Source organism: Nostoc sp. CmiVER01 (genome assembly GCF_034531135.2).
Classification (GTDB): Bacteria; Cyanobacteriota; Cyanobacteriia; order Cyanobacteriales; family Nostocaceae; genus Nostoc.
Genome location: NZ_JAVRBU020000024.1, coordinates 26,923 through 47,431, shown reverse-complemented (window position 1 = coordinate 47,431; position 20,509 = coordinate 26,923). Strand labels below are relative to the sequence as shown.

Here is a 20,509-nt window from a genome sequence, read left to right as displayed (position 1 = left end):
CACAATGGCACAACTAGAACGACTGCTGAAAATGGCAGAAGATGAGCTAACAGAGTACAGCACTGATGCTCGTAAAATAGAAAAACTACGGCGCAAAATAGGTTTGTCAGTGTCCGCAGCTGAACAGAGGCAAATCAAAGAGGCATTACTCGCTAGTAAGCAATCTTCTAATATGATTACTCAAATTGTGGAAGAACAAAGACAAGCAGCAGCTTTACCATTTTGGGGAATTGCTGGATTGGGTTTGTTATTCGGAATTTCTTTAAATCAACCTATAGGTTTGTTAGCTGCTATAGTTGGAACTGTATTAGCTTTTAGAATTCAGAAATGGGGTTGGCAATTACAGGCAAGTCGTCTATTGTTACAAACATTGGAAGACATTGAAGCGCGTATTGCCCAACCGAATAAGTAACAAAACAGATACATTTTATAAAGACATTTCTCTATAATTATGTATTTTAATATACAAAATTATCGACTAGTTACTTGATTGACACCTCGCAATTACTTAACAATTCCTTTGGGATCACCATAGCAAAAAAAATTAGATATTAGATTTAATTCAGATATTTATTCATATAATTTGCGTGCAATAAATGCTACATGACCCTTTGACAGTAGGTATTTACCATAACTATGGGTTGTTTCAACTTCAAAGCCCACGCGCTGGAGTTCACTTTCAACAGTTGTCGCTTCGTATAACCGCAAGTAGTGTACTTCGTCAGATCGTCTATAGTGTTCCCCTAGCTTGCGGAAACTGATAATTCGACGAGTCAAAGTTATTTGTTGATCCTCTTCCTTTTCAACGAGTACTACCCAATCATCTCCTTCAGTGAACCCTTTACTTGTGGTTCCCTGTGCGACTTGTCCTGTTGTTGCAATGTCGAAAATGAACACACCCCCAGGAGTTAAGGCATTATATATGCGGTGGAAGAGTTGAACAAGAATTTGGCGATCGTTGTCTGAATCAAACAGGTAGCTGAGACATTCACCAATCGATGTGACAGCATTACACGGTGGAATATCTGTTTTGAATAGTGAATCGATTCGAAATTCGGCGTCCGGCACTCTTGGTCGTGCAATATTAATCATTGACTCAGAAATATCAACTCCGAGAACATGATAATCAGCCTTGATGAGTTCTTGCGCCCATAAGCCGCTACCGCAACCCAAGTCAACTACTAGTCCATTATGTATTTTATTTTCAGTCAAGATTTCTAAGATACTGGGAGCGGATTTGAGAGCGAAGTCACGGAAACCGTCATCATGAATAAATGCGAGGTCTTCTTTGTACCACTCATTCATAAAATTTATATCTGTATTCAAGAAACTATTTTTTTAACAAATAGTAAAATTTTTGGTTATGCTTCTTTTTAGATTGAGGGCTATTTTTAGCATGTACAAAAATTGTTTGGATTACAAAAATTATTATCCTTACTTATTGCCTCTTCACAGCAATTGTATAACTAGGTAAATGTGAGGCATCTGTTTGAGTTTTCACAAGTCGTAAGTCATTATCTATATATAAATGCTCAAACACTTGAGAAGCTACTAAGGATGTTTTTGGAAATCCATTAGCATGATTTATTTCTATATTTTCTAATTTTAGAGCTTTAGGCGAAACCCCTTTCGAGGCGTTCAGTTGGACTTTATTGTTAACTACATGAGTAAACCAGTTGTAGACTGATTCTAAAGTTAAAGGAATTTCTCTATTTGTAAAAGCCTGAAATCTATCAATATTTTGAAGATACCATTTACCATTTTGAACTTCATATTTTTGGATCAGCATGAAATCATAAGCTGGTAATCTTGATTGAAAATTATCGGATAAAGACTGCTCTTTTCCCATTATATAACGAGCTACACTGGCACAGTAACCATCATGCTGAAAAATTTGGAAGGACTGCTCTTGTATTCTTTGTGGTAAACTTTCATGAAACGATATTGTAGACCAGATTGGTGTCCAAACACCTACTAAAAGCCGTAATTGCTCTGTAACACTAAAAACAGGATTCTGTTGGCTCAACTTTATAAAATAGGGAAGCAATTCAGTTTTATAAAATTTTATTTCGTCATTTAAAGCTTTTGAATTTCGACCTTGAACCCGTGCCAATATTTCATTTTTAAATTTTAGTTTTTTTGGAGCACTTAATTGATTTTTCAGTAAGAGGTCGAACATTACCATTTACCTTTTTCTCATTTTTTTTAGATAACTTGGTTGCTAAGTATTAAAAACTGCTGAGTTTAGCGCTCATAAAGCTATCATCTATTCTTTTATCCTGTAAAAGCTAAAGCCTTTTTACCCCTCTTTTTAACAGTTTTTGGGTGCTTATCTGCTTGATATTAGTTATTTTAACTCACAAAGTGGTGTGATCCAGATCACTGTAAACTAAAATATAAGAATTCAGGAGTCAGAATTCAGAAGTCAGAATAGTTAAAGAGTCAACAGAATATTTGAGAATGAAGAAAAAATAAATTTCCAATCAGATTAAATTTCTTACCCATTCTGGCTTCTGACTCCTGGGTGCTGAATTCTGACACTAAAATATATATTGAAACTACTACACTATGGCGCACAGTGCAGTTTTATGCGCTTATTTGTGTATTTTTTGTTACTTAAAATTTGTAAATAATAAAAAGTGAAGAATCAAAATTTTAATCCTTCACTCTTCATACTTTATTTGATATTTCTACGATTCTCTTCCCGAAGCCCAGGTATCACGCCATTTTACAGTGCCTTCTTTGGCAATCACCCAACGACGATTTACCAGATTTTCGCGCAGAGGCGATCGCCCTTCCCGCCACATGGCATATTTATAAGCAATTAGCTTACCAGTACTCTCATCAAAGGGAATCTCAGCAGACCAAGTATTGGTGTTGATGTACTCTAAGGGATATGCTTTGCTGATATCCCAATTACCCAACTCTGGGCAATCTCCTGTCACCACAATGATTTCACCAGGTTGAGTCTGCACACCATTAAGTTGAACGCGCACAATTGTTTGTGCTTTAATCCGTTCGCCAACGTGGCTGAAAACAAGCACTCCGCGTTCTTCTAATACCAGATCATAAATCTTGCCGTCTTTCACCTCATACTTGTTGCGAGTTACCACGCAAGTATGTTCTCCATCGGGCAATTCTGTTTCTACTTCTGGTAGAGTAACTTCTCCTCCCCGGTTTAAAGCTACAAAACACACAGAGTCACGATAGCGGCGTACATAACAGTAAATATCTGCTGTTAAGTATTTTTGCCAGTGGCTACCCATTGACACGGCTGGATTTAGTCGCCGTAAGCCAGACAACAGTCTGATGCAACGATAAATCTCACTATCAGTATCCCAATTTTCCATCATCGGGCGGTTATACGGATCGTTACCGCCATCGGTGTCGTTATGCAGATATTGTTCTGTACCGTAATAGATACAGGGAATACCGCGACAGGTCATAATTAAGGCGATCGCAACTTTCAACATCGCTGGATCGGGGTTCAGCGATTGAAAGCGGGACATATCATGATTATCGATGAAGGTAATTAGTTCTGTTGCCCCTTTGTAGCGATAATCTTGGTCAAAAATGTATTGAATTGTCTGGAATCCCATTTCTGAACCTTGCGCTAGTGCGGCTCGAATTGCTACGCACAACCCAAAGTCTAGAAGTGTCATGCCTGAGTGGTTAGCAAATTCCACCGAGCGATCGTCAGTAGGATTACTATAAATCCATTCACCAAAAATGAATACATCTGGTTTGTGATTCGTCATATCACCAGTGAATTCTTGCCAAAACCAGATAGGCATGTGCTTGACAGTATCCACCCGCAGTGAATCTACACCCCGGTCTAGCCATTGTTTAATGGCTGATTTGATATACTGACGATATTCAGTATTGTTTTCATTAAAGGTTGCTAAACCAGATAGTTCACAGTTCTGTACTTGCCAATCGTCTTCCCAGTTTTGCACTTCGCCATAGTGGTGATACCAATGATTCACATCATCATTGAAATCAGCAATTTTAACACCATCATCATACAATTCACCTTTACTACCGCTAGTATCAGGGCTGCTATGGTTGCAGACAATATCTAGCACCAGCTTCATATTCCGCTTGTGCAGTTCTGTAACTAACCGATCAAAAGTCGTATTTTTTTCTTCTTGCGTAGCATTTAAAGAAGGATTTTCTCCATCAGCAATGTAGCGAGGATTAATCCGCTTAAAGTCTTTTGTCCAATAGCCATGTAGAGCGGCATTTCCAACAAATAACTCTTCAACCTGCTCAAACAGTGGAGTTAACCAAATGGCTGTCACTCCCATGTTTTTGAGATAATCTAATTTATCGATGACACCTTGCAAGTCACCACCCCAGTACTTACCCCAATCTTGTCTAGTTGGATCGTACAGTTCTGAGTTTGCACCTTCGCTGTTATCTGGATCGCCATCATAAAAGCGATCGACCACAAGAAAGTAAATGGTTTCCTGACGAAATTCAATATCTCTGGTGTAAAGAAACTCTAAATCAATCTCAGTGTCTGTTGTTGGTGTTTCTATAATAGCTTCTACTTTTTCTTGTGCAGAATCAACTTTATATTGATCTGGTGAAAACTGAGATGGAGGAGTTTTTACCATAAAAGAACTCAAAATTTAATGTGATTCATACTTGTAGACTAACAGTACAACGTTTTGAGTATTGTGTGTTGCTACAAACTTTGGTATTGTGACATCTGTCCCACGGTGTAAGTATCTATCATTAGCTAGTTTATAATTCTATCGATAGATATAATTCATCTGCTAGAGGATCAAAATAAAGGAATATAGCAGTTATTAACGATAACTGCTTGATAACAAAAATTTACAATATTTGATTAAGTTGACTTGCGGTAAATATTAAGCCTAACTTGTGTTTAAGTGTATATTCGATAACAGATTTTAGAAGACCTTACTCTTTGAAGATTAACTGTAAATAAGATTTTGTTATACCTGACCAATAGTGAGTAAACTACCTGTTAGCTAACTTTTTGTCTAGAAGATTCGCTCCATTGGTACACTGACCATTGTCACTTTCAATCTGTTATTACTATCAAGGAACTAATTCAGGTAGCATTTATGACCAAATATGACAAGGTTTTTAACTCACCAAAGACATCAGAGGAATCACTGAGTCCAGAGGAAGCGGTGGCAGCGATCGCAACTGTCACTGCGATCGCTGATTCATTGATTGAAGATGTTGATGCAGATAGTCTAGCGGGTATCCTTTGGGAATTCGAGGTTTTTGAGGAATACTCAGAAGATGAAATCACAGAAATAGTTGATAGACTCATCTCCATTGCAGAAGAAGAGGGAATTGGGCCTTTGTTTAATGTCGCCAAAGTATCTCTCTCAGATGAATTAGTGCTAGATGGTTTTGCTGCTGGGGTAATAGTACTTTTAGACGATGATCTCGCCATCCCGAAATCGAAACAAGCTTACCTCAAAAAGCTACAAGCAGCCTTGGAACTTGAAGATGAAGAAGCAGAGGAAATCATTAAGGAGGTAATTGCAGCCTTTAAGGAAGCAGAAAATGAAGAATATGCAGACGACGAAGATGAGACAGTAGTCATAGAAGATTTTAGCGAACAGATATATCAATCTCCTTTAGGTAATTTTGCTGTGCCAATTCCGGTTGAGCCGGAGCAGGGAGGTAGAATCCAAAGTCAGGAAGGAGTCGTTGGTTTTTCTGATGACATTGGTACTCTATTGAGAATCGATTATTATCCTTTCCCTCTAGAACAGTTAGAGGAACTGGAGTCTGTTGGACAAGAAGAATATTTACAAACAATTTTAGTAGACAAGTATGTACCCCAGGCGATTTTTGCCAATGTCCCAGATGCTTCTGTGGAGTATACCGAATATTTAGAAAATACTTTGCGAGGCGCTTACTATGCATTAATCGATATGCCCAAAGGTTCAACGATTTCTAAGCAAGAAAATAATGGAACTGCGATCAGATTAGACGCTTACCGGGGGCTGCTCACCTTTATCAGTGGTGAATTTTTGTATATAGTTAGTAGTCAGCACAGCTTTATGAACGGCGAAACTCCGAATTCCGTTGAAGAAGAAGCTGAAGACATTAAGGAGAGTATTTTAGAGTTTGTTGAAACTATAGAGTTTACTTAGCGCATAAAGGGTTGGCTTTGTCACCCGCCTGGAACTAAACTTCAAGGCTACAAGCTAAAGTCTACTTCAGTAGACTAAGGAATGTGAATTAAATAACATCTAAATATAGTTTTTAACTTCACCCTGCTTTTGACAAAAGTCAAATCCCCTCTCCTTAGTAAGGCTACGGTGTACACACAAGTCTAATTACCCCCCTTAATCCCCCCTTATAAAGGGGGGAAACCGGAAAATCCATCCAGTTCCCTCCCCTTTATAAGGGGAGGGTTAGGGTGGGGTAAAACCTTGGTCAATAAACTATTTCGTTTTCGGATGAACGCAACAAGCAAATGCGATCGCTCAACAAGCAAATTCTGTCGCTCAACAAGTAAATGCCATTGCTCAACAAGCAAATTCTGTCGCTCAACAAGTAAATGCCATTGCTCAACAAGTAAATGCCATCGCTCAACAAGCAAATGCGATCGCTTAACAAGCAAATTCTGTCGCTCAACAAGCAAATTCTGTCGCTCAACAAGCAAATGTGATCGCTCAATAAGCAAATGCTGTCGCTCAACAAGCACGGGACTTACGCATTGAAAACCTGAAATCTCGATCCCCCCTAACCCCCCTTAAAAAGGGGGAATCTTAAAAGCCCCCAATTTATCGAGGTTGGGGGATCTCTTGTGCGTAAGTTCTAAAGCAAATGCGATCGCTCAACCTAACTTTTCACGGATGTGGAAAAGGGGATAGACTTTTGCAAGAGGTTTAGTATCCATAACTCATTAACTCATGTGATGTACATTTGAAAAGGGCGATGTCTGACGACAAGCCCAGAGGCAAAATGTCTCCGGCGTTTACGCTTGTGATTTTTCATGACTTTAACCCTGCTAAACAATCGCTATCAAGTTATTCAGGTAATCGGTGCTGGTGGGTTTGGCGAAACCTTTCTGGCAGAAGATGTCCACATGCCTTCTCGCCGTCGTTGTGTAATCAAGCAACTAAAACCGATAACCAATAATGACCCGCAAACTTACAAAATTATCCAACAACGGTTTGAACGGGAAGCAGCAACCTTGGAGTTTTTGGGTGAAAGTAGTAACCAAATTCCGAAACTCTACGCCTACTTTTCTGAGAATGGGCAGTTTTACCTCGTCCAAGAATGGATTCACGGGCAAACCCTAACAAAAATTGTCGAAGCCAAAGGATTTGAGAGTGAAACTGCTGTTCGCCAAATTCTTTTGAGTCTGCTTTTAGTTTTAGATTATGTTCACAGCAAAGGCATTATTCACCGGGATATCAAGCCTGAGAATATTATTCTCCGTTCTGTTGATGGCAAGCCAGTTTTGATTGATTTTGGTGCAGTCAAAGAAACAATCCGTTCAGTGGTGAATTCTCCAGGATACCCCACGCGATCGCTTGTGATTGGTACACCTGGTTATATGCCTAGCGAACAAGCCGTTGGCCGCCCAGTTTATGCCACTGATATCTACAGTTTAGGCTTAACGGCGGTTTATCTGCTGGCTGGCAAACACCCGCAAGAACTACAAACTGATCTCAAAACTGGAGAAATACTTTGGCAAGATCACGCTCCTCATGTCTCTTCCCAATTGGCTCAGGTACTCAATCAAGCAATTAAGCCTCATGCTGGCGATCGCTACAGCACCGCTAGTAAAATGCTACACGCTTTGCAGTCTGCTAGTAATATACCTACTGAGTTAATTGCAAATACTCCCACAGTTGGTTTTTCTTCCACGACATCAAGACAAACTCAAGCCTTATATTCACCGCAAAAAAATTCTGCGACTGCACCGTCTTCTTCTGGTGGAAACTGGCAAAAACCTGCTGTGATTGTTGGTAGTTTACTCATAGGCGGTTTGCTTGGTGCAATGGCAATTTCTAACATCACTCGTCAGCCACAACCAGAAACAACCACTGCCACAAATCCCACCCCCTCGCCAGAATCTTTGCCAACTCCTGCATCTAGTGAAACGCCCGTTTCTTCCCAAACTTCTCCAGTCCCAGCGGCCTCACAACCAAAACGGCGAGTAATTCCCGATCTTTTGCCTACCTTTAATCCTCCAGTTGTATCCACACCACAGCCAGAAAAGGAACCTATAACTTCAGATACTCCAGCACCAGTTGTATCCACACCACAGCCAGAACCAGAGAATCAAGCGATGCCTACTTTGGGCAATTCCAGCCCAGTTTCCACACCAGAAATGCGTTCCACGCCACAGAAGAAGCCGCGTAGTAAATTAGCTGCCACTACCAGCAAGCAAAGTGTTCCCGCATTTCCTACAGGTACACCAAGGAACATCGTAGAAGCTACCCTCGGCAAACCAAATCAAGATTTAAGAGGCGCATGGGGCAAGACTCGTGCTGTCGTTTACAAACTAGTGCCAGACAAAATTGACCTTGGCTACTTATTTGATCGTAATTCTAAAGTACTGCGTCAAACTGAGGTATCTTTTGCCGAATCAGTAGACCCCCAAGTAATGGAGACTACCTTGAATGGAATGTTAGGTGGACAAGCCACTGAAGATATAAAGCAGGGACTCAAACAAGTACAACAGCGTCAATCTGATAATTTTAGTTTTAAAAATGGCTCAGTTAAGGGTCAGATTATCCGCCAACAATGTGATTTTATTTACATTAGCATTTGGGATGAAAATTTACATGATTTTGTGAGTCCATCTACAGCCAAAAGGTGTTAACTTCCTGGGAAAAATTGTCCTCAAAATTTAGATTTTTGTATCCTATAAGACAAATTTAGGATTTAATATAGTTAGTTATTAGTCATTAGTCATTAGTCATTAGTTAAATTATGAGTCGTAACTAAGTAAGTTGGTGCAAATAAATTGAGCCATGTTAAATAATGTAAAATTATTGTAATCGATTGCGTACTAAGGACTTCAGTCCTTCTTTTAGGACTAAAGTTATTACTACAAACCTTTAATTATTTATGCCATTTTACTTAATAGCCAATTTCCAATACCATTTTCAAAACTAATTATCAAATTCTTAATCATCATAAAGTTATAAATACCATTATTAACTTTTTAATAATACTTGTCTCAAGTTCTACATTCATGTCGTAAAGTGCGATGGTAATTGTGTAATCTAAAGACAGCAAAGCTAATTATTCAATTGAGGTCTGATGACTCCTACAATCATGCGTCAGCTTTGGTCAGTGGTTGAAACTGCCCAAGCCAAGCTCCTCTTACAACTGGATGATGCTAGCTTGGTGCAGTGGTTAGTGAAACAAACCGAAACACAAGTGTTGTTAGATTCTAACGAAACTGATTATTTGTGCCACTACATTCAATCTCGGCTAGCTCTTATACGTGATATTGCCCATGAACGCCAGTGTTCATGATAGCAAAATCACGATAAATTAATTGATAGTCAAGTGTTATTACTATTGACTATTGGCTTTTGGGGAAAATAACCTTCTACTAAGCAATCAGAACCGACTACACGCCAACGAACACGTTCTAAAGACAACGCCTCAGTCATGGTAGTAAAACCTAAATCGCCCACAGGTGTGGGAGCAATGTTACCACCAATGATTTTTGGGGCAATAAATGCCAAAACTTTTTGTACTGCTCCTTGAGCGATCGCACTAGCAGCTAGGGTTCCACCACATTCCCACAAGACGCTAGAAAAACCGCGCTCATACAAGTACGCCATAGCCTTATCTGGTGTAAGTAATGTTAATTCCACCACCTCCACTCCCTGCTTGAGCAACAGTTCTTGGAAGTCGGGATTAGCACCCTGCTCTGTCAACACCAAAGTTGGAGCATCCGCAGTTTGCCACAGACGGGCATTTTCCGGTAGTTTGAGATGGCGACTCATCACCACCCGCAGGGGATTATGTGCATCCACCTGACGGGTGGTTAAGTAAGGATTATCTTGTCGAACTGTATTACCGCCGACAATTATCGCATCGCAAGCCGCCCGCAGCTGATGTACTTCAGTGCGGGCTTCTTGGCTTGTTACCCAGGCGCTATGACCAGAGGTAGTAGCAATTTTGCCGTCTAAAGTCATGGCATATTTTAAAATTCCTAAAGGTCGTTTGTAGAGAATGCGATACACAAAAGCTTCATTTAGCTGATGACAAGCTGCTTCTTCTACTCCTACTAACACCTCGATCCCCGCCGCACGTAAACGGGCAATCCCACCTCCAGCTACCAGAGGATTGGGATCAACCATACCCACTACCACTTTTGCCACTCCTGCTTGGATCAATCCTTCTGAACAAGGGGGAGTACGTCCGTAGTGATTGCAAGGTTCTAGGCTGACGTATATTGTTGCACCACGAGCGCGATCGCCTGCTGCCCTCAAGGCAAACACTTCTGCATGAGGCTCACCTGCACGAGGATGAAATCCCTCGCCGACAATCTCGCCATCCTTGACAATCACCGCTCCCACTAACGGATTTGGCGAAGTCCGTCCTAAAGCACGGCGAGCAAGTTCCAAACACCGCAGCATCATGCGAGAGTCAAAGTCACTTCCGATCTTTTCCTTTGGTGGTGAATTCAATCCAACTGCTGACTCCACTAGATGTATATCCTGAGTGTAATTTGCTAAGGATGCATCTGCTTGAGCGATTACTGGGGAATTATCCATAATTTTAGGCAACACTGTAAATATTCTGCACGCGATCGCACAGCCTTTCCACAGGAGAATCGCGCTTGCTCCTGATAATTAAACAGAGTCAAATCTAGGCGCTATTATTTAGCTGTCTTAATTTGTATCAGCGTGTAATATTCACAATTATTCTTACAGCCTTTTTTATCTATTTGAACCACAATCTTCTGTAGGGTAGCACAGCTAGCTGTGCTACCCTACCATTTACAACGTCGCTACAAGTTCCTTTAAGCGATCGCGTCCATCGCGGAATACTGGCCAACCATCCCCCACTAGCACTGCTTCTACCCGACTCAGTTCTGCTAACCTACGAACAGAAGCAACAGCCTCCTCTCGATTCAGCAGCTTGTCATCTGGTAAAATTGTTAAACTACCTGCTTTGCGTGCCCTGACTAAATCCCCTGTAATCAAAGTTGTCTCCTCCAGTAACAGAGCCAATTCACCGGGAGTTTTTGAGCCTTGGAGTTCAATTACTTTTAGCCCAGGTACGAACTCTTCACCGTCAGACAGCCAGCGATCGCAAGGTATAGGGAAAGTATCTTTTTCTGCAACAGGGCCGGCTATTTTAGCATAAGTTTGATCGGCAATATCTTTACTTGCCCTGACATGCTCGGAATTCGTCAGCACAATCCAAACTACACCACCGAGGGATTTTAGATGATTCCAATCATGGTTTGATAGGGCTACTGGGTCAATCAAGATGTTGCCATCTGGGCGAATCCAGGCAATCCCATTGAAATCAATATTTCTTGCCGGATTGAAATTAGACCAGCTATAGAGATCGGGACGGTGCAAAGATTTCATGATGATTCTGGATCAGTACTTCAGTAATTGACTATTAATATCAATAATTAAGTATATAGATTATAAGGTTGCATTCCCTCTGAATCTGGAATTTGAGTATACTACGATAAATTAATCGATATTATGGGTTTTATCTGGTTTACAGGAATTTACAGTTAACGGCAATAGAGATCAACCGAGGTACAGGGATGAGTGAGATTGTGCGCCAAAAAATATCAGCGAAGGCAGAACAGTTTACAGAGTCGGTGATTCGAGAAATGACGCGGGTGGCACTGCAATACGATGCGGTGAATCTGGCGCAAGGGTTCCCTGATTTTTCCTGTCCCTTGGAGTTGAAACAGGCAGCAAATGATGCAATAGAGGCAGATGTCAACCAGTATGCCATTACTTGGGGCGATCGCCCATTTCGTCATGCGATCGCCAACAAAGTCCGTTGGTATCTCGGCTTAGATATCAATCCCGAAACCCAAATCACCGTCACTTGTGGTTCCACAGAAGCAATGGCATCTGTGATGTTAGCGACAGTTGATCCCGGTGATGAAGTAATTGTATTTGAGCCATATTACGAAAACTATGGCCCCGATGCGATTTTAGCTGGTGCTATACCCCGGTATGTGACACTGCATCCCCCAGATTGGACATTTGATGAAGCACAGTTGCGTCAAGCTTTCAATGCCAATACCAAAGCTATTATTATCAACACACCCCACAACCCCACAGGTAAAGTTTTCACCCGTGAAGAACTCACCCTAATTGCTGAACTTTGTCAAAAATGGGATGTGTTAGCGTTCACTGATGAAATTTATGAACATATTCTCTATGATGGTACTCAACATATAGCCCTAGCAACCCTTCCCGGTATGGAAGAACGCACCGTTACTATTAATGGTTTATCCAAAACTTATAGCGTTACCGGATGGCGAGTCGGCTACATTCTGGCAAACCCCGAATTAACAGGAGCCATTCGCAAAGTCCATGATTTTCTCACCGTTGGCGCTCCTGCACCATTGCAACGAGCCGGAGTTGCTGCCATGCAACTACCACCATCCTATTATGAAGAACTAGCCAAACTTTATCACCAAAAACGAGACAGCATTTTACAGATTCTAGATCAAGTTGGCATTCCTTATTTCGTTCCCAAAGGAGCCTATTACATTCTTGCAGATATTTCCAAATTCGGCTACAAAACTGATGTTGAATTCACTTACCATCTAATTAAAGATATTGGTGTTGCTGTGGTTCCCGGTTCCAGCTTTTTCAGCCAACCAGAAAAAGGACATTCATTGATCAGATTTTGCTTCAGCAAAAGACCTGAGACATTACAAGCAGCGAGCGATCGCTTACTCAAATTGCAATCAACTCTACAACCAACATCCTATCACTAATTTCTTCTCTCTGCGCCCTCTGCGGTTGGTTATGATGAGCGTTTCTGAGTTCATGGGACGCACTTGTATGCTGTGTGCAATAAATGTGCGTAGGCGTAGCCCGTCGTAGACATCGCACTGCAATGGCGTGTGAGATGATGAGCGATGACGCGAAAATGATGGAATGTGCTGCTACTTGTCGCAAATGTGCAGAATCTTGCAGAAGTATGCATATGATGCCTGCTTAATTTCCCTACCTCGCAGAAGTTTCTCTGCAACCTAATATTAAAGCGCCCAGACTCGAAGAGCCTGGGCGCTTGAAGTAATTTAATCATTTTTGTTAGCTCAACTCTTGTGTCAACCTTGTATACACTTTCCTTAGCATCCAGTCCTTTACTACTTCACCAAAATCTTTAAAATCTATGATTTTGGTAAAAATATCCTGATTTAAATCCATTCGCTCAATCAGCTTTGTCAGAAATACATCCTCAAAGCCATATTTAAAGTTCTGAATTGAGTTACTTTTGGCTTGTTGTGATAATGTCTTATCCTGAACTAGTGCTTCTTCAATTTGGCTGAAAAAATATTTGTCTGCTTCAGTAAAATCAGTTCTAAATCTTTTGTTGAGAATATCGATAATCTCTGAAAGTTTAGCCTGTTCTTCTTTATCTCTTGGTATCCCAGCTTCGGTTATAGGTTGTAGAGATAACTCTGTATTTTTTTCTAAGACTATCTGACCTTCTCGGATTTTTTGTAGTCGATAATATTCTAGTGCAACTTCGTCAAGAAGTTTAAAAGCTTCGCTTTGGCTAAGTTTTGGTAGTTTGGTTTGCAAAATGCGAGTAAAAGCATAAAATTTTTCTAGCTCTCCATCTGCAAATGGCATAATCTGTGCCAAGAATGCATATAACCGGATAAAAGCGGTTAGACTATTTTTAAATTCATCTTGCTGTTCTTCACTTAAACCTTTAAAACGGTCTACAGCAGGATCAATAAAGGAATGCAGTCTACTTTGATCTTGATTATTTACCTTTTCCTGAGACTTAAAAAATATCTTGGCAAAAGCATCTACCTCACTAGACCAGATAATCTGGTAGCCATCTAACCTATTTTTTAAATCATACAGTCTGTTAGGATCTGTTGTTGCTATTAGTGTTGTTTGTTCGTAATAAGGCTGGAAAGCATCAATAATTTCCTGCTCATCATTAGCAAAATCTAAAACAAAAGTGTCTTCTTTGCCGGGACAAGTACGATTTAAGCGAGAGAGGGTTTGTACAGCTTTGACACCAGAAAGTTTTTTATCTACATACATGGTGTGCAATAATGGCTGATCGAAACCAGTTTGATACTTGTCTGCTACAATCAAGAGTTGATATTCAACCGTTTCAAATTTTTCGGGTAATTCTTTTTCACCAAAGCCGTTGATATCAGATTCAGTATACTCGATATAAGTTTCTCTATCAGTAAAAGCAGTAAAGGCTACTAATGCTTTGATGTCTGCATAACCTTGTTTCTGTAAATAGTTGTCAAATTCTTCTTTATAGCGAATTACATGGGGTCGAGAAGCTGTAACCACCATTGCTTTAGCTTTACCGCCAATTGTATGCATCACACATTGGCGAAAATGCTCGATAATAACTTGAGTTTTTTGGGCTAGGTTGTGTGGATGGAGTGATAAAAATTTAGCGATCGCTCGACTGGTTTTCTTTTTGCTAATATTAGGATCGTCTGCGATCGCTTTACTGATTTTGAAGAAAGTTCTGTAGGTTGTATAATTTTGCAACACATCCATGATAAAACCTTCTTCAATTGCCTGCCGCATGGAATAAAGATGAAAGGGTTCTGTTTGCCCTTGGGCGTTCATCTGGCCAAAGTCTTCTAAGGTTTTTGGCTTGGGTGTGGCTGTGAAGGCAAAAAAGCTCAAATTTGGTTGTTTACCACGGGCACGCATCGACTTGCGGATGTTATCTTCAATATCATCTTCCTGGTCAACCATGCTTTCTTGCTTGGCTGAAAGACTCAAATCGTTGATAGAAAGCACTTCTTTCATTTTCTTGGACGCTTCGCCACTTTGAGAACTGTGGGCTTCGTCCACAATTAGGGCGTAATTACGTTTAGGTAGTTCACCAATCTTGTTTTTTTCTAAGATTTCCCGAATTTTATCTAAGACAAAAGGAAATTTTTGTAAGATAGTAATGATGATGTTAGTGCCAGAAACCAACGCTTCAGCTAGTTGTGCAGAGTTTTTATCAATTTTTTGCACAACTCCTTGCTTATGCTCAAACTGGTAAATCGTGTTTTGAAGTTGCTGGTCTAATACTTTTCTATCAGTGATAACGATAACTAAATCGAAAACTCGTTGATCTTGATCATTATATAAGTTAGCAAGTTGATATGCTAACCAGGCAATAGAATTACTTTTGCCACTACCAGCAGAATGCTGAATTAGGTAATTTTGTCCTGTCCCTTTAACTTTGGCATCTGCGGTTAGCTTGCGAACTACATCTAATTGGTGAAACCGAGGAAAAATCAGGCTTTCTTTTTTGGCAGATTTGTGATTTAGTTTAATGTTTTCTTGCTCTAGGTGCAAAAAACGACATATAATATCCAACCAACTGTCTTTTGCCCAGATATCATCCCAAAGGTAAGCGGTTTTGTAACCCTTTGGGTTGGGTGGGTTGCCTGCACCTTTGTTATAGCCTTTGTTGAAGGGTAGAAAACGGGTGTTACTGCCATCAATGCGCGTAGTCATCCAGATTTCATCGGGGTCTACGGCAAAATGCACCAAACAACGCCGCTTGAATTGAAATAACAAATCTCGGTTATCCCGGTCTTGAATATACTGGTGCTTGGCTTTTTCTATATTTTGTCCAGTGAACTGGTTTTTTAGTTCTACTGTGGCTACTGGTAAGCCATTAATACTCAGCAGCAAATCTAGGGAGTTTTGATGATTAGCACTGTAATGCACTTGACGAGTCACAGTCAGGATGTTTTGCTCGTAAAGTGCTAAAGTATCGGGGTTTAGATTGCTAGCAGGTTTGAAGAATGCCAATTTGAAGCGTACACCGTAGTCAATGATCCCATAGCGCAGCACGTCTAACATCCCGCGATTTTCCAATTCTTGGCACAGCCGTTGGATGAACTTAGATTCAACTTCAGCACCATGAATGTCTGTCAGGTTTTGCCATGCTTCTGGCTGAGAAGTCTGAATAAACTGGAAAATAGTGGTTTTATCGAATGCTAACTCACGGCTAAAGTTGACAGCATCGCCTAATTGATAGCCACCATTGTGAATTAGGGAGTCAACTATAGCAGTTTCAAAAGCGTGTTCTGTTATTTGGCTGGTCATTGTATCGAAGTCCTTTTCTAGTTGGCTTTGAGAAGGGTTGCCCTCATCCCCTAACCCCTTCTCCCAAATGTGGGAGAAGGGGAACTGGAAAATTTACTCCCCTCTCCCGGAATCGGGAGAGGGGCTGGGGGTGAGGGCTAATGCAGCCTGAAGAATCAGATATAAAACTTTTTCTAACTGTTGCATAACCTCTTCATTGTGGAAACGCAAAACTTTATAATCGTAAGTCTCTAAATATTTTGTTCTGTCTGCATCATAGTCTGTCTGATTATCATGGATTGCTCCATCTAACTCAATAACTAGTTTGCAAACTGGACAGTAAAAGTCAAGAATAAAACGCCCAACTGGGTGCTGACGGCGGAACTTGAAGCCACCTAATTTACCTGCTCTTAAAGCTTGCCATAGTTGCTTTTCAGCTGGCGTGAGTTTTTTCCGTAGTTGTATAGCTGCGGCTTCTATTTCTGGTGTAGTACCTCGAATTCTAGCAGATGATTTGGGCATGAAATTTTGAACCGTGATTTTGCATGTGTCTAGGTTATTTTGCCCTCGTCTGCTATTTTTTCCTTCACCCCCTGCCCCCTCTCCCGACCGCGGAAGAGGGGATGAAAGAAATCAAAATTTTCTCTTTAATTCAGTCCACGCAAAGAGTCATGCAGCAACCTCCTCCTCGACATCTATTTTGCCTGTGATTGCTGCTGTGATGAGAGATTGGCGATATTCTTGGAGTTTATTTATCTGCGTATCTATAGTCATAATTAGCTTATCAAACAAATATTTCTTAAACTCAATGTATTGAAATATTTTTATTTGTTCTTCTTTAGGTGGCAAAATAATTGGTAGTGTTGAAAGAATTTCTGTATTAAGGTTATCCATTGTTGATCCCACAGACTCTAACGATAGCCAAGAGGCAACCCAAGGAATACTTATAAACAAGTTAAGGTAGTCTGGATCAACTTTTATTTTGCTAAAACGAACCTGAATACATCCTGTACCACATAACCAACCATTATTATTTTTGTTAATCACTCCACAGCGTCCCAATTCTCCACGCCTTGCAAAAACCAAATCTCCAATCAGCAATTTGTGCCTACTCAAACGGATCGCTACTTCTTGGTTAACTGTTTTCTGATAGTCAGCAATTATGTTTCCGCGCTGAATATTGATTGGATTGACGAGTGGAATCCCATTTTCTACATATTCTGAAGCATGTAGCTGACTGCCAAAAGGCCCTGTTTGAATAGTGGTTGAGAGAAAACCTAAACGGCTGACTTCCCAATGCTCAGGAATTTTGTTAATCCAAGCAATACCAGAATCTTTCATTGGGACGTTTGGGTTTAACCCTTTAGTCACAGCTTGATTGATAAGGGCAGTACGTTTTTCTTCGAGGAGTTGGATGAGGCGTTGTTTTTTGGCGATGAGGGTGTCAATTGCTGCGGTTTTGCGGTCTAGGAAAGAGGCGATCGCTCTCTGTTCATTAGTTGGTGGAATAACTATTTGAATGTCTCTAACATCTCCGCAATTAAGATGAGGGTGTAATGCACCAGTTTGTATACTTTTGAGTGAATGTAAACCATAAACAGAGTTAAATAACCAAGAAAGATAGTTTCCAGTAATAATATTACCTTTAGTACTAACGATGATTAAGGCATGACAGTTGGCACCGACAAATTCTGAGTTGACGACTGTTACGTTTCCAACACCACCTGTTTGAACGATAAGAACATCTCCCTCACCAAGTATTGACTTTGAGTGATTCTGACTCCATTCATAGGTAACAAAATACTTGGGTTCAAAAACTATCTTGTTTTCTTTGATATGAAGAGATTGTAAATAAGGTATCCCTTCATTTACAAAAATTTCCCGTGTTGCACCTACGTAGCCATTTGTTATCTTATTTGACAGAGTGGCAATTCTCATTACTTGCCAATTAGCAGGTATTTCTCCAATCCAAGGAATACCCGAATCCTTGACGGGCGTTGACTGAATTCTTACAATCAAAACAGCACCTCCTCTAACATTCCCCGAATCTCTTCTTCTAAATCCTTAATCTCCTGCTCAATCTCCTCCAAAGGTCGCGGCGGCACATATTCATAAAAATGCCGTGTAAACGGTATTTCATACCCAATTCTCGTCTTACTCTCATCCACCCACGCATCCGGCACATGGGGTAATACTTCCCGCTTCATGTACTCGTTAATATCATCCTTTAACGATACATTTTCATAATCTCTCAAATCTGTATCCGGTTCAGTATTCCCATCTTTATCAGTACAAATATCAGCAGTTTTATCGCGTTCAGCTAAAGCATTCATAATCACTTTTTTCAACGGCGCTGAAACTTTTACATCAGCCGCTTTGAGTGCATCCGTCAAATCTTTTTCAAATTCATCTCGATTTTTATAAAGACAATCTGCACCCAAAGTTCGCAACGCCTCTTTAATTGATTCCTGTAACTCCTTCCCTTCCTCAATCTCTCGTAAAGCCACCCCACCCCGTTTTTTAGATTCAGCTAAATTCATAAACCCGGTTTCATTTTCTAACTTAACTATACGTTCATCACTAACCTGAAAATTGAGCCTGAGCGGACGTTCTACCGTAATTCGCCAATAGCCAAAATCTTCGTTATCAAAAATCTTACTAACAATGACATCCTGTTCTTTGCCATCCACCTCAAGTTTGCGTTTGGTATTGTGTTTAAACTCGCCATAAATACGGGTTATCTCCTCGATTTGATTGGGCTTACCATCTTCCCCATTGCCAATTTCATTACGCTTATTTCCCAAGCTGCGACTCATTTTTTTGTAATAATGAATGGCATTGATTAGCTGTATTTTTCCTTTACGCTCTGGGGCTTTATAATTAGTGATAATCCAAATATATGTATAAATTCCGGTATTATAAAATAATTTGTCAGGCAGTGCTGTAATAGCTTCTAACATATCGTTTTCAATAATCCATTTGCGAATATCACTTTCGCCACTGCCAGCACTTCCAGAAAAAAGCGGTGAACCGTTAAATACAATAGCAATTCTAGAACCGCCATCATCCCGCTTCATCTTAGAAATCATGTGTTGCAGAAACAGAAAAGAACCATCTGATATTCTGGGTAAACCTGCTCCAAAGCGTCCATCAAATCCTTTCTTCTCATACTCGTTTTTGACGGATGTTTGTACTTTCTTCCATTCCACACCAAACGGCGGATTAGATAACATATAGTCAAAAGTTTCGTGTGCCAAACCGTCAGTAGTGAAAGTATTGCCAAACTTAATATTGCTGATATTTTGACCTTTAATCAACATATCAGATTTACAAATTGCGTAGGATTCTGGGTTAATTTCCTGACCAAAAACTACAGTTTTAGAGTTTTGGTTAAGTTCTTTAATGTACTCTTCTGCTAAAGACAACATCCCACCTGTTCCACAGGCAGGGTCATAGATAGTTGTCACAATACCTTCTTGAGTTAGAATATTTCTGTCATTGAGAAAGAGTAAGTTGACCATCAGCCGGATAACTTCACGGGGTGTAAAATGTTCCCCTGCGGTTTCATTAGATAATTCTGAAAATTTGCGAATCAACTCTTCAAAAACATAGCCCATCTCCATGCTGTTTACTTCATCTGGATGAAGATTGATGTCAGCAAAGTTTTTGACAATTAAAAATAGTATATTTGCTTCATCTAAACGATTAATTTGGTCAGTAAAGTTAAAATATTCAATGATTTCTCTTCCAGCAATAGAGAAGCCATTAATAAAGTTTTTAAGATTAGCAGCTACATTATCTGGATCTGCCTTGAGTTTTTGAAAGGTAAACTGGCTAATGTTGTGAAAAGTTACGCCAGCTTTCTGATTTAGTAACGGCTCTGGATTTTTCAGATTCATGGACTTTAGTTTGGTTTCGTAAAATTCCATGACTGCTGCTTTTGTTGGCTCTAGAACACAGTCCAAACGGCGCAACACTGTAAACGGTAATATAACTTTACCGTAGTCAGCTTGCTTATAATCACCGCGTAAAAGTTCAGCAATACTCCAAATAAAACCGGCAAGTTTTCTTACTTTTTCCGTTCGGGACATTAAAAACTCCAGGGTAGACTAATCAACTGTAATGTATTGCAAGCTAGCTCACTCACATTTTGCACCAGACGACTGGAAGTTCCAGTTATACAGACAAAAAAACCGCCTCTGCGGGTTTGAAGCTATTGCTTGCCATAATCATCCTATGTA

General features: G+C 40.2%; 15 protein-coding genes and 1 pseudogene. 6 read left to right on the top strand and 10 right to left on the bottom strand.

The window, feature by feature from the left end:
• Positions 1-4: 4 nt before the first annotated feature.
• A complete protein-coding gene (locus RMZ43_RS31585; protein ID WP_322651148.1) occupies positions 5-412 on the top strand; it encodes a hypothetical protein in 408 nt (135 codons plus the stop codon).
• A 158-nt stretch (positions 413-570) separates the two neighbouring features.
• On the opposite strand, the gene RMZ43_RS31580 is transcribed toward RMZ43_RS31585, so the two are convergent.
• The 3 genes from RMZ43_RS31580 to RMZ43_RS31570 form a co-directional block, all read right to left on the bottom strand.
• Positions 571-1,305 carry a class I SAM-dependent methyltransferase gene (locus RMZ43_RS31580; RefSeq protein WP_322655631.1) on the bottom strand — a complete coding sequence of 245 codons (735 nt, stop codon included), beginning with the start codon at positions 1,303-1,305 and terminating at the stop codon, positions 571-573.
• Between the two features lie 133 nt (positions 1,306-1,438).
• A complete protein-coding gene (locus RMZ43_RS31575; protein ID WP_428850947.1) occupies positions 1,439-2,179 on the bottom strand; it encodes a hypothetical protein in 741 nt (246 codons plus the stop codon).
• A gap of 511 nt (positions 2,180-2,690) precedes the next feature.
• Positions 2,691-4,619, bottom strand: a complete 1,929-nt coding sequence (locus RMZ43_RS31570) for an alpha-amylase family glycosyl hydrolase (protein ID WP_322655629.1) — start codon at positions 4,617-4,619, stop codon at positions 2,691-2,693.
• 477 nt (positions 4,620-5,096) lie between these two features.
• Between RMZ43_RS31570 and RMZ43_RS31565 the strand changes: the two genes are divergently transcribed.
• A complete protein-coding gene (locus RMZ43_RS31565; protein WP_322651152.1) occupies positions 5,097-6,146 on the top strand; it encodes a hypothetical protein in 1,050 nt (349 codons plus the stop codon).
• Between the two features lie 206 nt (positions 6,147-6,352).
• On the opposite strand, the gene RMZ43_RS31560 is transcribed toward RMZ43_RS31565, so the two are convergent.
• Positions 6,353-6,703, bottom strand: a complete 351-nt coding sequence (locus RMZ43_RS31560; protein WP_322655628.1) for a hypothetical protein — start codon at positions 6,701-6,703, stop codon at positions 6,353-6,355.
• 291 nt (positions 6,704-6,994) lie between these two features.
• Here RMZ43_RS31560 and RMZ43_RS31555 point away from each other — a divergent pair, with 291 nt between their 5' ends.
• Together RMZ43_RS31555 and RMZ43_RS31550 are read left to right on the top strand one after the other, a co-directional pair.
• The gene (locus RMZ43_RS31555) at positions 6,995-8,836 is read left to right on the top strand and encodes a protein kinase domain-containing protein (protein WP_322655627.1); all 1,842 of its coding nucleotides are present in this window, start codon (positions 6,995-6,997) and stop codon (positions 8,834-8,836) included.
• Positions 8,837-9,279: 443 nt separating this feature from the next.
• Positions 9,280-9,498 carry a hypothetical protein gene (locus RMZ43_RS31550; RefSeq protein WP_109012126.1) on the top strand — a complete coding sequence of 73 codons (219 nt, stop codon included), beginning with the start codon at positions 9,280-9,282 and terminating at the stop codon, positions 9,496-9,498.
• A 29-nt stretch (positions 9,499-9,527) separates the two neighbouring features.
• On the opposite strand, the gene ribD is transcribed toward RMZ43_RS31550, so the two are convergent.
• Positions 9,528-10,751 carry a bifunctional diaminohydroxyphosphoribosylaminopyrimidine deaminase/5-amino-6-(5-phosphoribosylamino)uracil reductase RibD gene (gene ribD, locus RMZ43_RS31545; protein ID WP_322651155.1) on the bottom strand — a complete coding sequence of 408 codons (1,224 nt, stop codon included), beginning with the start codon at positions 10,749-10,751 and terminating at the stop codon, positions 9,528-9,530.
• Positions 10,752-10,976: 225 nt separating this feature from the next.
• Positions 10,977-11,576 carry an MBL fold metallo-hydrolase gene (locus RMZ43_RS31540; protein WP_322655626.1) on the bottom strand — a complete coding sequence of 200 codons (600 nt, stop codon included), beginning with the start codon at positions 11,574-11,576 and terminating at the stop codon, positions 10,977-10,979.
• A gap of 188 nt (positions 11,577-11,764) precedes the next feature.
• Here RMZ43_RS31540 and RMZ43_RS31535 point away from each other — a divergent pair, with 188 nt between their 5' ends.
• Together RMZ43_RS31535 and RMZ43_RS31530 are read left to right on the top strand one after the other, a co-directional pair.
• Positions 11,765-12,961 (top strand): pyridoxal phosphate-dependent aminotransferase, encoded by a 1,197-nt coding sequence (locus RMZ43_RS31535; protein WP_322655625.1) that lies wholly within the window; start codon positions 11,765-11,767, stop codon positions 12,959-12,961.
• A gap of 28 nt (positions 12,962-12,989) precedes the next feature.
• Positions 12,990-13,188 (top strand): annotated as a pseudogene (locus tag RMZ43_RS31530) (hypothetical protein); the annotation flags it as partial.
• Positions 13,189-13,280: 92 nt separating this feature from the next.
• On the opposite strand, the gene RMZ43_RS31525 reads toward RMZ43_RS31530, so the two are convergent.
• The 4 genes from RMZ43_RS31525 to RMZ43_RS31510 form a co-directional block, all read right to left on the bottom strand.
• Complete coding sequence (locus tag RMZ43_RS31525) at positions 13,281-16,289, bottom strand: type I restriction endonuclease subunit R (protein WP_322655624.1); 3,009 nt, start codon at positions 16,287-16,289, stop codon at positions 13,281-13,283.
• Between the two features lie 93 nt (positions 16,290-16,382).
• A complete protein-coding gene (locus RMZ43_RS31520) occupies positions 16,383-16,790 on the bottom strand; it encodes an endonuclease domain-containing protein (RefSeq protein ID WP_322655623.1) in 408 nt (135 codons plus the stop codon).
• 147 nt (positions 16,791-16,937) lie between these two features.
• Positions 16,938-18,287 carry a restriction endonuclease subunit S gene (locus RMZ43_RS31515; RefSeq protein ID WP_322655622.1) on the bottom strand — a complete coding sequence of 450 codons (1,350 nt, stop codon included), beginning with the start codon at positions 18,285-18,287 and terminating at the stop codon, positions 16,938-16,940.
• Positions 18,284-20,359 (bottom strand): type I restriction-modification system subunit M, encoded by a 2,076-nt coding sequence (locus tag RMZ43_RS31510; RefSeq protein ID WP_322655621.1) that lies wholly within the window; start codon positions 20,357-20,359, stop codon positions 18,284-18,286. The genes RMZ43_RS31515 and RMZ43_RS31510 overlap by 4 nt, the downstream gene beginning before the upstream one ends.
• Between the last annotated feature and the right edge of the window lie 150 nt (positions 20,360-20,509).

Excerpts from the sequence above, each read along its gene's own strand:
- RMZ43_RS31585 (WP_322651148.1), top strand. The coding sequence starts at position 5 with ATGGCACAACTAGAACGACTGCTGAAAATGGCAGAAGATGAGCTAACA.
- RMZ43_RS31580 (WP_322655631.1), bottom strand. The coding sequence starts at position 1,305 with ATGAATGAGTGGTACAAAGAAGACCTCGCATTTATTCATGATGACGGT.
- RMZ43_RS31575 (WP_428850947.1), bottom strand. The coding sequence starts at position 2,179 with ATGTTCGACCTCTTACTGAAAAATCAATTAAGTGCTCCAAAAAAACTA.
- RMZ43_RS31570 (WP_322655629.1), bottom strand. The coding sequence starts at position 4,619 with ATGGTAAAAACTCCTCCATCTCAGTTTTCACCAGATCAATATAAAGTT.
- RMZ43_RS31565 (WP_322651152.1), top strand. The coding sequence starts at position 5,097 with ATGACCAAATATGACAAGGTTTTTAACTCACCAAAGACATCAGAGGAA.
- RMZ43_RS31555 (WP_322655627.1), top strand. The coding sequence starts at position 6,995 with ATGACTTTAACCCTGCTAAACAATCGCTATCAAGTTATTCAGGTAATC.
- RMZ43_RS31550 (WP_109012126.1), top strand. The coding sequence starts at position 9,280 with ATGACTCCTACAATCATGCGTCAGCTTTGGTCAGTGGTTGAAACTGCC.
- ribD (WP_322651155.1), bottom strand. The coding sequence starts at position 10,751 with ATGGATAATTCCCCAGTAATCGCTCAAGCAGATGCATCCTTAGCAAAT.
- RMZ43_RS31540 (WP_322655626.1), bottom strand. The coding sequence starts at position 11,576 with ATGAAATCTTTGCACCGTCCCGATCTCTATAGCTGGTCTAATTTCAAT.
- RMZ43_RS31535 (WP_322655625.1), top strand. The coding sequence starts at position 11,765 with ATGAGTGAGATTGTGCGCCAAAAAATATCAGCGAAGGCAGAACAGTTT.
- RMZ43_RS31525 (WP_322655624.1), bottom strand. The coding sequence starts at position 16,289 with ATGACCAGCCAAATAACAGAACACGCTTTTGAAACTGCTATAGTTGAC.
- RMZ43_RS31520 (WP_322655623.1), bottom strand. The coding sequence starts at position 16,790 with ATGCCCAAATCATCTGCTAGAATTCGAGGTACTACACCAGAAATAGAA.
- RMZ43_RS31510 (WP_322655621.1), bottom strand. The coding sequence starts at position 20,359 with ATGTCCCGAACGGAAAAAGTAAGAAAACTTGCCGGTTTTATTTGGAGT.